Source organism: Streptomyces flaveolus (assembly GCF_000716535.1).
Taxonomy (GTDB): Bacteria; Actinomycetota; Actinomycetes; order Streptomycetales; family Streptomycetaceae; genus Streptomyces; species Streptomyces flaveolus_A.
Genome location: NZ_JNWV01000057.1, coordinates 1 through 13,980, shown reverse-complemented (window position 1 = coordinate 13,980; position 13,980 = coordinate 1). Strand labels below are relative to the sequence as shown.

The window sequence follows — 13,980 nt, the reverse complement described above, 5'->3', positions numbered from 1 at the left end:
TTCCGCGATGCCGGCGACTTCACCAGCTTCTTCCGACGCCAGACAGGTCACCGCGCCGGGCGGGGGCCTCGGCGAAGATCCAGCGGTTCGCCGCCAGGGCGTCGTCGGGCTCGGGGCGGGGGCCGCGGCCGTGCAGGGCGGTGAAGTCGTACGGGGTGCGGACCGTCACCGTCCAGCCGCGTCCGGCGAGTCGGCCCGCCGAGTCGGGGCGTGGCTCACCGTCGAACAGGGCGAGCAGGTCGATGCCGAGACGCTGTCTCGCCGCGGTGTAGACCGGCCCGGCCCGTACCCCTGGTGACTCGGTGACGTGCTTGATCTCGTAGGCCAGGGTGCTGCCCGGCGCGCTCAGCCGGTCGATCGTGGCGATGAGGCGACGCTCGGCCGCCGCCGGGAGGTAGAGCAGCAGCCCCTCGGCCAGCCACGCGGTGGGAGCGGTGGGATCGAAGCCCGCGTCCAGCAGTGCCTCGCTCCAGTCGAGCCGGAGGTCGGCCGCGAGGGTGCGGCGGTCGGCCGCGGGAGTGGCTCCGGCCTGGTCGAGGACCGCTTGTTTGAACGCCAGCACCCCGGTGGTGTCCACCTCGTGGACCTGGCAGCCCGGCGGCCAGCCCAGCCGGAACGCCCGGCAGTCCAGGCCCGCGCCCAGCAGCACCACCTGGCGGGCGCCCCGGTGCGCCGAGCGGAGCAGGTGGTCGTCCAGGACGCGGGTGCGCAGGCCGAAGTAGCGGCCGAGGCGGCCCCACAGCGGGTCGGCGTCACCGGCGGGCACCTGCTCCGGGCGGACCGGCCAGCCCGCCGAGACCGGTGCCGCGCGCACGAAGTGCTCCGCGAACCGGTCCCGGGCCAGAGCATCCGGGCGATGGGTCTCGATGGCACGGGCCGCGGCCACCAGGAGGGCGGTACGGCCCACGCCCTCCGTCACACCGCTGTTCAGCCCGGCGGCAGGACGCACGGCTCCTCCTCGGTCTCCTCGGGCCGGGGCCCGGGCGCGGTCCACGCCCGTGGGTCGTGCGCGGTCGTGGTCCGGGCGCCGTAGACGACGCGCATGAACCGCAGGACGGCGTCGTACGGCAGGTGCAGCGCGGCGGTGCAGTCCGTCAGGACGGTCACGTGGAAACCCTTCTGGAACGCCGTACGGGCGGTGGAGTCCACGCACACGTCCGCGTACAGCCCGGCGAGGACCAGGTGGCGCACGCCCCGCGCGGCGAGATGCTCCGCGAAACCGTCGCCCAGGAAGGCGTCGAAGCAGGCGCGTTTGGTGAAGACCCGCTCGCCCGGAGCCGGGGCGACGGCGTGGAACTCCGCCCCCCAGGAGCCTTCCAGGCACTTGGGCCGCTTGCCGAGGGTGCGGTCCCGCAGCCGCCAGGCGGCCCCCTGGTGCTCGGGGTCGCCGACGAACCGTACGAAGATCACCTCCACGCCGTGCTCGCGGGCCCGGGCCACCGCCCGGACACAGCCGGCGACGGCCGACTCCAGCACCGCCGGGTCCCTGTCCTCGCCGAAGTGGGACTTGTCCTCGCCGAAGCGTGCCCGGGCCGTGCCGAAGCGGGCCCGGGCCGTCGGGCCGGCGCAGAAGTCGTTCTGCAGGTCCACGACGACCAGGGCCGTCGTCCCGTCCGGTTCCCCGGCGGTCATGACCCGCCGACCAGGGCGGCGTCCTTCGGCGTCCCGTCGGCTCCGGGCACGTCGAGGCGGTCGAGCAGGGCGTCGACCACGGCGGTGGTGGAGTGCCGCCCGCCGAGGTCCGGGGTGCGTACACCCCGCTCGTCCAGCATGCGCAGGGCCTGCTCGGTGGCCCGTACCGCTCCGGGGCATCCGGCGTGGCGTTCCGCTACGAGCGCCGCCGCGCGGATCGTCGCCACCGGGTTGACCAGGTCACGCCCGGCGATGTCGTCGGCGGACCCGTGCACCGTCTGGTACTCGACCAGGCCGGACAGGCCGGGGTCGAGGCAGACGTTCTCGGTGCAGCGGTTCTCCTGCCGGTCGGAGCCGAACCGGTCGAGCAGCATGACGTGCATGATGTCGGCCCACTCGTTCCCGGCGACGATCAGCGTGCGGTCGGGCAGGCCGTGGGTGAGCAGGTTGCGGTTGACCGTGTCCGGCTGGAACAGGTCGATGCGTATGCCGAGCCGGTCCGCGAGGTCGGCCACCCAGGCGTCGAGCGCGCCGTCCAGCAGGTGGAACTTGTACGCCATGACGACCCGGTCGAGGTGCCCGTCCGGCCATTCCCGCCGGGCTCGCCGCAACGCGTAGGTGACGACGGCCTCGGTGATCTCCCGGCTGAAGGTCATGGTGCGGGTGACCTCGCCGGGCGTGTGCCGGTTGTCCCCGGTGTAGAAGCCCTGGGCCTGGTCCCGGACGAGGAGCAGGGCGCGCCCGGCGTCGGTGAGCAGGTCGACCTTCACGGCGCGCAGCCGCTGCCGGACGAGGTAGAGCGACTGGGCGTTGATGGCGGTGCGGAACACCGCCTCGGTGCCCTGCTCGGCCCGGGTGCGGCAGAACCGCTCGTAGTGGTCCGCGTCCTCCGCGGTCAGCGCCCGGATTGCGGCGACGTCCCGTTCGGCGCGGAGCGAGACGTAGGAGTGGTAGAGGCGGGGGGAGCGCTCGATCGTCACGCCGTGCGGGTGGGCGGCGGTCAGCGCGCCGAGCACGCGCTCGAAGACGTCCGCGACCTCGGGTCCGGTCCCCCGGCCCGCCGCGAGGCCGATGACAGGCCTCGCGGTACGTAACTCCCCTGGGGTTACGCCGACTTGGGGGTCGGTCACTGGACCGGGCCCGCGGTGAGGTGGTCGCCGGGGATGCCGGCCTTCTCCGGGCGGTAGTAGTCCCGGATGCCGTCCGCCCAGGTGATCACGGGGACGCGGTCGCCGTCGACCGGTTCGAAGGCGTCGAACAGGGCGTCGATGTTGGGGCGTTGGAAGCCGATGGCCGTCATCAGGGCGGTGAAATGGGGGCGCTCGACGAAGCCGTCGCCGTCCGGGTCGCCCATGGTGGCCAGGGCGTCCGCGAACTCGTCGACGGTCGCGTCGAACCGCTCCGGGTTGAGCACCACGGCGGTGAACTCCTCGGCGCTGATCCGCCCGTCGCCGTTGGCGTCCAACTCCCGGACGAGCGTCTCCCAGTAGCGGCGGAAGGCGCCGAGCATCGCCCTCCTCGCGGTGTCGCCGGCCTCGGGCACCGCCGCGACGACCCGCTTGCCCATCAGCTCGAAGTCCTCGGACTCCAGCACGCCGTTGCCGTCGGCGTCGAACAGGGAGAAGACGAGCTGGACGCGGTCGTTCGCCTCGGTGGTGGGCATGGTGTGTCACCTCTGCTGTAGCGCTGTCCGATGGGCCGCCGCCGGATCCCGGGCGGACCCTGGCGGCCCCTCCACTATCGGCTCGCCGCCTGGGGGCCGGCCGGGAAATCCCAGTGTGTGCACACGAAAGAAGGCAATCGGGTGGCGCGCGCATGAAGCGGTACGGTCCTGGAAAGCGGCGCCGTTCGGGGAGGGGCGGGGGTTGGGGGTGCGGTACTTCCGCGCGAGCGCCTGACGGGCGCCGGCGGCTGCGCGGCTCGGTCAAGGGGGGGCGCACGGCCCCGAGTCGCTCGACCGCCGCCTCGCCTTGTACGGCGAGGAGCAGCGGACGGTGTTCGGGGCCGACACGTATCGGGCACACGCGCAGATGTTGAGCACCGAGGGGTCCGACGTGCGTGACGCATGGCTCACGCGGATGAGGGACCCGTCGCCAACCGTGGTGTCGTCCACGCCGCAAGGCCCGCTCGACTGGCCGGACGCGACCGTCGTGAACGGTGACGCCGTCGATGCCGTCGCCCGGCTCGAGGATTCCGGAGATCTGCTCCGTGCGGCGCCGCACGGTCCGGCGCTCGAGGACTCCTCCCACCCGCCCGGCCGGCCGGACCAGCGGCAGGTACCGGATGAGGTCGATCGCCGCCCGGATCACGGAGAAGTCGGTGTCGACCAGCGTGCCGCCGGCCTCGGCGAACGCGTCCAGTTGCGCGAACGCCTCGTCCTGCGAGGGTGCTGTCGCCGAACGTCATCGTGCCCAGCGCGAGGGCCGACACCGAAAGGCCGGAACGGCCCAGAAGACGGTATTCCATGGGCAACTCCCCAGGTGGATCAGGTGACCGCGCCGCGCATCGCGGCCGTCCGGACACCTCCGACCCTCCACCGTCCGAGCGCGGCTGCCCACGGCCCTGCTCGTCCCGGGGTCTGCCGGTGCCCAGGCTACGGCGGCCCCTGGGGCCCTCGTGCAGGGCTACGACCCCACGGCCGGCGGTCCACGCCGATGAGGGTGTGCATGAGGGCGTGTGCGCGTGCCGCCGCCGCGGTGTCGCCGAGGAGCTGGATCCCGCGGTTGGGATCCACCCTGGGCGACAGCATGTTCCACGGCTACTGGTGGCGCGCCGCCCACCGCTACGGCCCGTTCGACGCCGTGCTGCCCCCGTCGACGGACCGACGGTCTGCTTCCCGCGCTGCCGGCCGCCCAGCCCGTGTCCCGCCGCCCTTGACGCCGAACAGGCGGCCGTGGCCGCCCGGTTGCCCTCCGGCCCGGCGGGCCACCCCGGCGGAGCAGCGGAGCCGATGACTTTCCGCCGCGTGGGGAGTCGTACACAGGACGACCATCCGAGGGGAAGGCCACCGATGAACACGCTCCGCGACACCCTGCACCGGTATGTCGACGAGGGGAAGGTGCCGGGTGCCGTCGGCCTGGTCGCCCGGGGGGACGACGTGGAGGTGGTGACCGTCGGCTCCGTGGACGCCGGCGGCACGGCGCCGATGGCGCGGGACTCGCTCTTCCGCATCGCGTCCATCACCAAGCCCGTCACAGCGGCGGCGGTGCTGATGCTCGTGGAGGAGGGGCGGCTCGCGCTGGACGCTCCGGTCGAGCGGTGGCTGCCGGAGTTGGCGAAGCCGAACGTGGTGCGCGCCCCCGACGCCCCGGTCGACGACGTCGTACCGGCGGCCCGTCCGATCACCGTCGAGGACCTGCTCAGCTCCCGCACCGGCTGGGGCTTCCCCGACGACTTCACCCTCCCGGCGGTGCGCGCCCTGTTCACCGTGCAGAAGGACGGCCGCGCCCTCCAGGACTGGCCGGACCCCGACACCTGGCTGGACCTCCTCGCGCGGGTGCCGATGCTGCACCACCCGGGAGACGCCTGGCTGTACGGCACCTCCTCCGACCTCCAGGGCATCCTGGTCGCCCGCGCCTCGGGCCGTACGCTCCCCGACTTCCTCGCGGAACGGATCTTCGAACCCCTGTGCATGAAGGACACGGCCTTCGAGGTCCCTCAGGCCGAGCGGCACCGCTTCACCTCGTCCTACGCCCCCTCCCCGGACGGAAACCTGGAACCGGCGGACACCCCCGACGGGCTGTGGAGCCGCCTCCCGCGCTTCCACTCGGGCGGCGGGGGCCTGGTCTCCACGGCCGACGACTGGCTGGCCTTCGCCCGCATGCTGCTGAACGGAGGCGAGGGCAACGGCCGGCGGCTCCTCACCCGTACCTCGGTCAGCCGCATGACCACCAACCACCTCACGGCGGAGCAGCGCGCCGGCGCCACCCTCTTCCTGGAGGGCCAGGGGTGGGGCTACGGCGGCCAGGTCGACGTCACCCCGGCCGACCCCTGGAACGTCCCCGGACGCTACGGCTGGGTGGGCGGCACGGGTACGACGGCGCATATCGTCCCGGCCACGGGCACGGTGGCGATCCTCCTGACGCAGGTGGCGATGGAGAACCCGGCACCGACGCCGCTGATGCGGGACTTCTGGAGGAGCGTGGCCCGCGGCTGAAACCGGTGCCCCGGGGGCGAAGGGCGCGGCCGTCCCTAACCGTGCGCCTGCTGGGCGTGCCTGGGCAACAGGCCCACCAGCAGGAGCGTCACGACGTTCAGACCCGCGGCGATGCCGAGGACCAGTTCCGCGGCGGCGAGGTGGGAGGCGACGGACGGGTGTCCGACCCGGGCGAGGAACACCGTGCCGAGGGCGGCCACGCCGAGGGCGCCGGCGAACTGCTGGACGGCGTTGAGCAGTCCCGCGCCGGTGCCGACCTCCTCGGCGGTGGCATCGCCGATGATGAAGTCGACCAGCGGGACGAACACCAGCCCGGAACCGAAGCCGGTGAGCAGCAGCGCGGGCGCGAGCTTCCAGACGGTGATGCCGGCGCCCCAGTGGGCGAGGGACCACCACAGGCCGAGCAGGCCGAGGACGGCGACGGCCAGCCCCACGCGCAGGCCGGTGCGTCCCAGTCTCTCCGCGAGTACGGCGCCCGAGAGCAGGACGGCGACGGCGGTGCCGAGGGCCCAGGGGATCAGCGTGAGGCCCGTGTGCAACGGCGTCCAGCGCATGCCCTGTTGCAGCAGGAGGTTGACGACGAGGACGAACGCGCTCAGCGACGCGTAGAACCCGGCCACGATCACCAGGCCGACGACGAAGCTGCGCCTGCGGAACAGCGACGGCGTGATGACCGGGTGCTCGCTGTGCCGTTGGGAGACGACGAACAGGGCGAGCAGGACGACCGCCGCGGCCATCATGACATCGTGGAGAGAGAGGGCTACGAGGCCCTGACCATGCGGCGCGTGGCCACAGCGCTGGAGACGGGACCGTCGTCGCTCTACGCCCACGTGGTCAACAAAGAGGACCTGGACGAGCTGCTCATCGGCCGTCTGTGCGCGCAGATCGACCTGCCCGAGCCGGACCCCGCCCTCTGGCGGCAGCAGCTCATCGGCGTCTGCACCCAGCTGCGCGACCAGTATCTGCGGTACCCGGGCATCTCCCAGGCGGCCTTCGCCGCCGCCCCGTCCAATCTGGACACGCTGCGCGTCAGCGAGGGAATGCTCGCCATCGTGCTCGCCGGGGGCGTCGACCCGCAGGTCGCCGCCTGGGCGATCGATTCGCTCCAGCTCTACGTCAACGCCTACAGCCTGGAGGTCTCCCTGGCGAACAGGCGGCTCAGCCGCAGTGACGACACCTGGGTGGTCGGCCGCGACGAACTGCTGCGCCGGTTCGCCGCACTGCCCGACACCTTCCCCCAGACCAAGCGCTACGCCGCCGAGCTGACCGCCGGAACGGTGCAGGACCGCTTCGACTTCACCATCGGCCTGATGATCGACGGGCTCCTGGGGGCACGGCGAGATCCGTGACCGGGCCGGTCTGGGATCTCGGGTCGCGTGCCCGGTACGGGATGTGAGGCGGGCGGCCGGGGACGATGATTTCGGCAGGGGCTTCACGTCCGGCCCCCATCAGGTCTGTGTCAGGTGTCCCAGGGAGAGAAGGGAGATCCACCATGGCCGCAGAAGGCCCCGCGACTCACCCCACGACCGAGCTCGACGCCCGCTACAGCTCCGCGACCAACCCCCGCCCCGGCGCCTCGGACGTCACCGCCACCGAGTGGGCCGAGGCCCAGCGGCAGCTCGAGAGCGCCGAGATCTTCTGGGTCTCCACGGTGCGGCCCGACGGCCGGCTGCACGTCACCCCCGTCATCGCCACCTGGCACGACGGAGTGCTGTACTTCGCCACCGGCCCCGGGGAGCAGAAGGCGAGGAACCTCGCCCACGACGCGCACTGCGCGCTGACCACCGGGGGGAACTCCCTCACCGAAGGGCTCGACCTGGTCGTCGAGGGGACGGCGGAGCCCGTCACCGACCGGGCGGCCCTGGAGAAGGTGATCACGGCGTACGAGGCGAAGTACGGGCCGCACATCACCTCACCCGAGGGCCCCTTCCACGGCATCGGCGACGCGTTCCGCAGGGGGGACGCGGTGGTGTTCGCGCTGACCCCGGCCACGGCGTACGGCTTCGGCCGGAACGGCGGGGTGTACTCGCACACTCGGTGGACGTTCTGAGCGGGTCACGAAGATCTGAGCGGGTCACGAAGAAGGTGTCCTCGCTCCCCTGGGTGATGAGGGTGGGCGGGGTGTGCCGGCGCAGCCGTGCCTGCCAGGCGCCGGGGGCTCCGTGACCCACCGCGTGGCGTGGATACGGCTGAGTCCGGGCTGCGAAAGCGCCCCCGTTCCAGCCCCTCGTCCACCGGGGTGCCGCAGAATCTTCGGCCGTGGCCGCAACCCGGGCCGCGGTCAAGGGAATTCGTGCGGGACACCCGGCCGCGCGCGCCGGAGTGGGCAACGTCTCCGGGAAGTCCGCCGTGAGCTACGGGAGGTAGTCCTCCGTGAGGTACGGGGAGAAGAAGTCGTAGTCGCCGTCCGGGGCCGCGATGAAGCCGTCGATGGTGCCGACACGATCCTCATGGGCCGCGGCAGCTACGAGCCGGCCCTGGCCGCGGGACTCACCGGTCCTTACGCCCATCTGCGGCAGATCGTCTTCTCCCGCTCGCTGGGCGTCAGCCCCGATCCGGCCGTCGAGGTCACCACCGAGGACCCGATCGCGCTGGTCCGCCGGCTCAAGCAGGAGGAGGGGCTGGGAATCTGGCTCCGCGGCGGTGCCGACCTGGCGGGTCAACCCCTTGCCGAGATAGACGAGTTGATCGTCAAGCAGTACCCGGTCGTGGCCGGATCCGGAAGTCCCCTCTTCCGCGCCGCGTTCTCGCCGCGCGCCTTCAAGCTCGCCGGCAGTCGCGTGTTCGACAACGGGTGCCTCATCCTCACCTACACCAAGGCATCCGCCTAGAAGGTCCTCGGTCCGGCCGGGAAAATCGGGTGACGCGTCGCGCCCGGCCGTCAATAATCCCCGCGTGGCCACCGAAAACGTCGACACGGCTGAGCGCGGCCCCTCCCCCCGGTTCTCCCTGACCGAGCCGGCCGGACGTGGCTTCGGCGCGATCCCGCCGACGGCGCTGGTGCTGCTCGGCATCGTCAGCGTCCAGGTGGGCTCGGCACTGGCCAAGCACCTGTTCGGCGCGGTGGGCAGCTTCGGGACCGTCGCGTTACGGCTGTTCTTCGCGGCGGCGGTGCTCGTGGTGTGGTGGCGGCCGTCGCCGCGTATGCCTCGTCGCGCGTGGACCGTCGTGGTCGGCTACGGCGTGGTCCTCGGCCTGATGAACCTGTGCTTCTACCTGGCTCTGGCCCGGATTCCGCTGGGCGTCGCGGTGACCACCGAGTTCCTCGGGCCGCTGGTGGTGGCCCTGGCCGGGTCGCGGCGATGGCTGGACGCGTTCTGGGCCCTGCTCGCCGCAGGCGGCGTGGTCCTGCTGATGGAGGGACGCGGCGACCTCGACCTCGTCGGGTTCCTGTTCGCCCTCGGCGCGGGCACGTGCTGGGGCCTGTACATCCTGGTCGGCGCGGCGCTGGGCCGCCACACCACGGAGGGCAACGGTCTGGCTCTGGGGATGGCCGTCGCGGCGCTGGTGGCCGTTCCGTTCGGCGTGGCCGACAGCGGTACGGCGCTGATTCAGCCGTGGGTCCTGCTCGCGGGGCTCGGCGTGGCCCTGCTGTCGTCGGTGATCCCGTACTCGCTGGATCTGGAAGCACTGCGCAGGATCCCACCGCGCGTGTTCGGCATCCTGATGAGCCTCGAACCGGCGATGGCGGCCCTCATCGGCCTCGTCGTGCTGCACGAGTCGCTGCTCTGGTCGCAGTGGGTGGCGGTGCTGTGCGTGGTGGCCGCGTCGGCGGGCGCCACCCGCGGCACGCGCCCGGACGCATGACTCGCAAGGACGGTGGCTCCGCTGAAAGTTCACCAGTGTTGCGGCAGCCGCAACGCCAGACGTGACTCATGACTGACGTTTCGTCCTGGAGCATCCGGTGAGGTGTGCGATGCCGAACTTCAAGAGGACAGCAACCGCGGCCAGGGCGATGGCGACACACACCGTGATGGACCCATTGACCCATGCGGGAACCAGGTCGAAGTGAGCATTGCACTTGTTGTGCAGTGGAAAGAACGACTGGAATTCTGCTGCGTGTGCATCCCTGTACGCCCTGTCGTAGTACTCGTGACGGACGAACTGACATGTTTCGCGGATGTCGAGCCCTCCTCTGAACACCCCCCAGATCCATGTCGTAAGGCCCACGAAGAGCGCTACGGAGCAAACACGTGTCCACCACAGGGGGCGCCGCCATGACCGGTCTCGAAGGCCCGTCACGATGCGGAAGAGGTTCCACAGGTTCCACACCAACCAGCCGATGAGGACCACTGCGGCGGAAAGGGCGCCTACTTGCTTCATTCCGATGTTCTATCCGACCTCGACCCCATGCGGTCACGGGACTGGCCTCGGCTGCGGATCATCGACATCAGCAGCCCGTGGGTCTCGTCGTCGGCGGCGACCACAAGCCCACGACCGGCCTCACCTGTCGGGGCGCCGTCGATCCCGGTGACGACGCAGCCGGCAGCCCGGCACAGAGCGATGCCGGCCGCGAAATGAACGCTCCCGGAGAGGTCGCCGCCATCGGTGACGTACGCGGCGCGCTTGCCGGCAGCGACCCAGGCCAGCGCCAGCGTCGTGGATACGACGCGTGGCCGGAAGTGTTGGACGAACTCAGGGTGGGCCAGCAGGTCCACGGCCCGGAAGCGGGGCGCACTCGGGAACGGCGGATCCAGGTTGACGTCCACCAGCCGGGTAGCGGGAGTGGGCGTCAGCGGCGCGTCTTCGGCCCCGTCGTGCCGCACCCAGGCGCTCTTCCCGTCGGTGAAGAACACCTCGCCGCTGAACGGGTCGGCCACCGCCGCCGCCCCGTCGCGCAGCGCCACGTTGACGGCCACCAGCATGTTGCCGACGGCGTAGTTCAGCGTGCCGCACAGGGGGTCCACCAACCACTGGCGCACAGCGTCGGCGGCGCCCTGCCGCCCGCCCTCCTCGCCGAGCACCGCGTCATCAGGGCGTGCGGCACGGATGACGCCGAGGATCGTCTTCTCGGCTTCCACATCGGCGGCGGTGGCGAAGTCCCCGGCACCCTTGTCGATGCGGTTGAGCCGCCGGCCGTACATGGTGCGGACCACGTCCGCGCCGGCCCGCGCCCCGGCTATCGCGACTGCGGCATCGTCGAAGCCCGCGTATGGGTTGGTCACGCCGTGCAGACTACCGAGGCGGAGCCACCGCCCCGGCGAAGCTTCCCACGGGGAGCGGTGGAAAAGGTGTGTGCGAAGATCGCGCGAGCGGCAGACTTGCCGCATGATCACACCGGATTTCAAGTCCGACCTTAATTTTTACCTGCAATCCGCCCGTGACGCCCTGCTGTGGAAGCTCGAAGGGCTCTCGGAGTACGACATCCGCCGCCCGCTGACGCCGACCGGTACCAACCTGCTCGGTCTGGTGAAGCACGTGGCCGGCGTGGAGTTGGGCTACCTCGGCGACACGTTCGGACGGCCGTCCGGCGAGCCGCTGCCCTGGCTCGACGAAGGTGCCGAGACCAACGCGGACATGTGGGCCACCGCCGACGAGTCACGGGAGTTCGTCGTGGAGTTGTACCGCCGGGCCTGGCGGCACGCCGACGCGACGATCGACGCGCTGGCGCTGGACACGGTCGGCAGGGTGCCGTGGTGGCCCGACGGCCGGGACGAAGTGACGTTGCACCACGCCGTGGTGCGCGTGATCGCCGATACGCACCGGCACGCCGGGCACGCCGACATCGTCCGCGAACTCCTGGACGGTGCGGTGGGGATGAACGAGGGCAGCGACAGCATGGCGCCCGGTGACTCGGAATGGTGGGAGACCTATCGGAGCCGGCTGGAGCGCGCGGCTCGGGAAGCCGACCGAGGCGCCTGACCCACGCCGCCCACGCACACCTGCGCGCCCCGCTCCGTGTTCATCCACAGCGAGATGACCCGCAACGGCGGACAGGGAAGCCGGGAGAGCCGGCGCTGGGAAGGACCGGCCCGCCATCTGCTCACGGTCGCCTGACGAGTGCCCGTTCCCGTCCGACGGGTTCCCGTTCCGTGGCGGCGTCGGTGGGGGTTTCCCTCCCCCGGCGCTCCCGCGGGCTGCCCGAGCGAGTACCGCGGCCGGGCATATTGTGTTGTGGCCCTGAGCTGGGCTGCGAGAACATCCGGGCATGGAAGAGCCTGCCGAAACCCTCACGTCCGACCGGGTCGTACTGCGCCGGTGGCGGGCGAGCGATCTCGATGCCCTGGACCAGGCGATCTCCGAGTCCCTGGACCACCTCGTGCCCTGGATGCCCTGGGCAGCCGACCCCGGCCGGCAGCAGACCGCCGGCTTCCTGGCCCGCAGCCACGAGGAGTGGGAGACCGGGCAGGCCTTCGGCTACGCGATCACCACAGGTGGTGTGGTGACCGGCAGTTGCGGTCTGCACCGACGCATCGGTGCGGGCGGACTCGACATCGGCTACTGGCTCCACCCCCGCTGGACGGGACGAGGTCTCGCCACGATGGCTGCCGGGGCTCTCGTCCACCAGGGCTTCCAGCTCGCGGGCATCGACCGCGTGGAGATCCATCACGATGCCGCCAACCCGGCCAGCGGGGCCGTGGCCGCCCGCTTGGGTTTCACCGAGGCCGGACGCGTACGGGCGCCCGACGGGCCCACCGCTCCCGGTGAGGTGGGGATCCATGTCATCTGGCGGATGACCGGGGACCAGTGGCGGGCGCGCGCGTCCGAGGGTGCACGGCGCGCGGGCTGAGGCGGGACGACGGCTGGGGCATCGAGGCGGCCGTCGCCGTGGCCCTCGGGATTCATTCCTTCGGGGCGCGTGTCCGTCGTACGGCCGACACGCTCGTACACCCATTCGGCGGTGTCGCCCGGAGGTGGTCCGATAACTCTCCGCGGGTACGGTCCGGCCCGCCGTGAGGCGGTTGCCGTGCCGTCGCGGCCCGTTCGCGGCCGCGGTCTCCGGGACGTCGTCTGGGTGCGGGGGCGCCCTGTCGCCCATACGGTCGGATGCACGGACCAGCAGGCCCCAGAGGCCGCCGGGCGGTCGACGGAGGCCCGTTCGATGTGCGAGGGCACTGCGAGGCTGCCGGGCCAGTCAGGGAGACAGGCATGAGTCGAGCCAAGCGCAGGCCCCGTACCATCGCCGAAGAGCAGGCGGCAGCGCAGCAGGGCGGCGGAGCCCGCAGCTCCCCGGAGAACGGGTCCGCCGCACCTCCCCACCCCGCGGAACGGTCGGTTCCGGGGGACGAGTCCGGCGTTGCCGATCACGTCGGGTCCGCATCGGCGCCCCCCGCCCCGGCCGGACCGGAACCACACTCCCCCGCTCCGCCCGGACCGGCGCCACGGTCCGTCCGCCCGGCCGGCCCGGTCACGGGACGCCCTGCCGAGGGCCGTCCGACCGTGTCCGGCGCGGGCGCCGCCCCCAGGCCTCGGACGATCCGGATGCGCATATCCGAGGGCGATCCCTGGTCGGTGATGGTGACCAGCTTCCTGCTCCTCGCGGGGGTCGGCATCCTGGCGCTCGCCACCACGGTCGCCCTGTGGATCATGATGGAGGCCATGGCGCCGGACGTCCTGCCGGAGCTGGGCACCGTCGTCGCCATCGGGATCGGCGTCGTCACCGTGGAGGTGGTCCTGGGCACGGGCCTGGCGACCCTGGGCACCTTCCTCTACAACCTGTCGTCGCTGTACAGCGGGGGCGTCGAGGTGTCCGTGACCGACGATCTGGAGCCGCCCCCGACGGCCGCCCAGGTCCTGCCGGCCCTGGCCAGGACCCGGGCCCGTGTGCGCCGCTCCCTGCGCGGGCGCACCTTCCGGCCGCGTTCGGGGTCGCGGTGACCTGAGCCGGGCCGCGGAGCGGCCGCGGTGCTTCCTACGGTCCTCACGCGCGCCGGCGGCGCCTGACGACGCCGGCGAGCAGCCCGCCGCGCACACCGTGCGCTACGGAGCACACCTCTGTGCACGGACAGGTCATTCGGGGCGAATCGGCGCCATAGCGTCGAGTCATCAGGCCCGTCGAGTCCGAGGACGTCCCCGTGACATCAGTGGAACACTCCGCAATACCCACCCAGTTCGGGATCTTTTCGGTCGGCGATGTCACGCCGGACCCCACTACGGGGCGGACCCCGACCGAGCGCGAGCGGATCAAGGCCATGGTCGCCATCGCGCTGAAGGCCGAGGAGGTCGGCCTGGACGTCTTCGCGATGGGTGAG

General features: G+C 72.0%; 14 protein-coding genes and 1 pseudogene. 9 read left to right on the top strand and 6 right to left on the bottom strand.

Going from position 1 to position 13,980, the window contains the following annotated elements:
• Positions 1–19: 19 nt before the first annotated feature.
• From OO52_RS41525 to OO52_RS52300, 4 genes are read right to left on the bottom strand one after another with little or no spacing between them, the layout of a single operon-like run.
• Positions 20–949 carry a class I SAM-dependent methyltransferase gene (locus OO52_RS41525; RefSeq protein WP_234337994.1) on the bottom strand — a complete coding sequence of 310 codons (930 nt, stop codon included), beginning with the start codon at positions 947–949 and terminating at the stop codon, positions 20–22.
• On the bottom strand, positions 928–1,632 hold the full coding sequence (locus OO52_RS41520) for a cysteine hydrolase family protein (protein WP_030657334.1): 705 nt from the start codon (positions 1,630–1,632) through the stop codon (positions 928–930). The genes OO52_RS41525 and OO52_RS41520 overlap by 22 nt, the downstream gene beginning before the upstream one ends.
• Positions 1,629–2,762 carry an isocitrate/isopropylmalate family dehydrogenase gene (locus tag OO52_RS52305; protein ID WP_051819033.1) on the bottom strand — a complete coding sequence of 378 codons (1,134 nt, stop codon included), beginning with the start codon at positions 2,760–2,762 and terminating at the stop codon, positions 1,629–1,631. The genes OO52_RS41520 and OO52_RS52305 overlap by 4 nt, the downstream gene beginning before the upstream one ends.
• Positions 2,759–3,295, bottom strand: coding sequence for an EF-hand domain-containing protein (locus OO52_RS52300; RefSeq protein WP_030657330.1), 537 nt, complete (start codon positions 3,293–3,295; stop codon positions 2,759–2,761). Before OO52_RS52300 ends, OO52_RS52305 begins: the two co-directional genes overlap by 4 nt.
• A gap of 1,347 nt (positions 3,296–4,642) precedes the next feature.
• Here OO52_RS52300 and OO52_RS41505 point away from each other — a divergent pair.
• Positions 4,643–5,788, top strand: a complete 1,146-nt coding sequence (locus OO52_RS41505) for a serine hydrolase domain-containing protein (protein WP_030657327.1) — start codon at positions 4,643–4,645, stop codon at positions 5,786–5,788.
• 35 nt (positions 5,789–5,823) lie between these two features.
• On the opposite strand, the gene OO52_RS41500 is transcribed toward OO52_RS41505, so the two are convergent.
• Positions 5,824–6,525 carry an MFS transporter gene (locus tag OO52_RS41500; RefSeq protein WP_234339945.1) on the bottom strand — a complete coding sequence of 234 codons (702 nt, stop codon included), beginning with the start codon at positions 6,523–6,525 and terminating at the stop codon, positions 5,824–5,826.
• Between OO52_RS41500 and OO52_RS41495 the strand changes: the two genes are divergently transcribed.
• The 4 genes from OO52_RS41495 (at position 6,475) to OO52_RS41480 (ending at position 9,595) form a co-directional block, all read left to right on the top strand.
• On the top strand, positions 6,475–7,137 hold the full coding sequence (locus tag OO52_RS41495) for a TetR/AcrR family transcriptional regulator (RefSeq protein ID WP_420711458.1): 663 nt from the start codon (positions 6,475–6,477) through the stop codon (positions 7,135–7,137). The genes OO52_RS41500 and OO52_RS41495 overlap by 51 nt on opposite strands.
• Positions 7,138–7,280: 143 nt before the next feature.
• Positions 7,281–7,838 carry a pyridoxamine 5'-phosphate oxidase family protein gene (locus tag OO52_RS41490; protein ID WP_030657323.1) on the top strand — a complete coding sequence of 186 codons (558 nt, stop codon included), beginning with the start codon at positions 7,281–7,283 and terminating at the stop codon, positions 7,836–7,838.
• Positions 7,839–8,238: 400 nt separating this feature from the next.
• Positions 8,239–8,619, top strand: a complete 381-nt coding sequence (locus tag OO52_RS41485; RefSeq protein WP_234339944.1) for a dihydrofolate reductase family protein — start codon at positions 8,239–8,241, stop codon at positions 8,617–8,619.
• A gap of 64 nt (positions 8,620–8,683) precedes the next feature.
• Positions 8,684–9,595: an EamA family transporter gene (locus OO52_RS41480; protein ID WP_030657319.1), complete on the top strand. Its 912-nt coding sequence runs from the start codon at positions 8,684–8,686 to the stop codon at positions 9,593–9,595.
• Positions 9,596–10,107: 512 nt separating this feature from the next.
• Here the strand turns inward: OO52_RS41480 and OO52_RS41470 are convergent.
• Entirely contained in the window at positions 10,108–10,953 is an 846-nt protein-coding gene (locus tag OO52_RS41470) for an inositol monophosphatase family protein (protein WP_051819025.1), read from the bottom strand.
• A gap of 103 nt (positions 10,954–11,056) precedes the next feature.
• On the opposite strand from OO52_RS41470, the gene OO52_RS41465 reads away from it, so the two are divergent.
• From OO52_RS41465 to OO52_RS53445, 4 genes and pseudogenes are all read left to right on the top strand, one after another.
• On the top strand, positions 11,057–11,650 hold the full coding sequence (locus OO52_RS41465) for a DinB family protein (protein ID WP_030657313.1): 594 nt from the start codon (positions 11,057–11,059) through the stop codon (positions 11,648–11,650).
• A 286-nt stretch (positions 11,651–11,936) separates the two neighbouring features.
• The gene (locus OO52_RS41460; protein WP_030657311.1) at positions 11,937–12,518 is read left to right on the top strand and encodes a GNAT family N-acetyltransferase; all 582 of its coding nucleotides are present in this window, start codon (positions 11,937–11,939) and stop codon (positions 12,516–12,518) included.
• A 692-nt stretch (positions 12,519–13,210) separates the two neighbouring features.
• Entirely contained in the window at positions 13,211–13,606 is a 396-nt protein-coding gene (locus OO52_RS53450; protein ID WP_231406201.1) for a DUF3566 domain-containing protein, read from the top strand.
• A 206-nt stretch (positions 13,607–13,812) separates the two neighbouring features.
• Positions 13,813–13,980, top strand: a pseudogene (locus OO52_RS53445) (LLM class flavin-dependent oxidoreductase); the annotation flags it as partial.

What these genes read in the sequence shown, in the direction of transcription:
- OO52_RS52300 (WP_030657330.1), bottom strand. Translation starts at nt 3,295, where the DNA reads ATGCCCACCACCGAGGCGAACGACCGCGTCCAGCTCGTCTTCTCCCTG.
- OO52_RS41520 (WP_030657334.1), bottom strand. Translation starts at nt 1,632, where the DNA reads ATGACCGCCGGGGAACCGGACGGGACGACGGCCCTGGTCGTCGTGGAC.
- OO52_RS41465 (WP_030657313.1), top strand. Translation starts at nt 11,057, where the DNA reads ATGATCACACCGGATTTCAAGTCCGACCTTAATTTTTACCTGCAATCC.
- OO52_RS41460 (WP_030657311.1), top strand. Translation starts at nt 11,937, where the DNA reads ATGGAAGAGCCTGCCGAAACCCTCACGTCCGACCGGGTCGTACTGCGC.
- OO52_RS41505 (WP_030657327.1), top strand. Translation starts at nt 4,643, where the DNA reads ATGAACACGCTCCGCGACACCCTGCACCGGTATGTCGACGAGGGGAAG.
- OO52_RS41485 (WP_234339944.1), top strand. Translation starts at nt 8,239, where the DNA reads ATGGGCCGCGGCAGCTACGAGCCGGCCCTGGCCGCGGGACTCACCGGT.
- OO52_RS41500 (WP_234339945.1), bottom strand. Translation starts at nt 6,525, where the DNA reads ATGGCCGCGGCGGTCGTCCTGCTCGCCCTGTTCGTCGTCTCCCAACGG.
- OO52_RS53450 (WP_231406201.1), top strand. Translation starts at nt 13,211, where the DNA reads ATGCGCATATCCGAGGGCGATCCCTGGTCGGTGATGGTGACCAGCTTC.
- OO52_RS41490 (WP_030657323.1), top strand. Translation starts at nt 7,281, where the DNA reads ATGGCCGCAGAAGGCCCCGCGACTCACCCCACGACCGAGCTCGACGCC.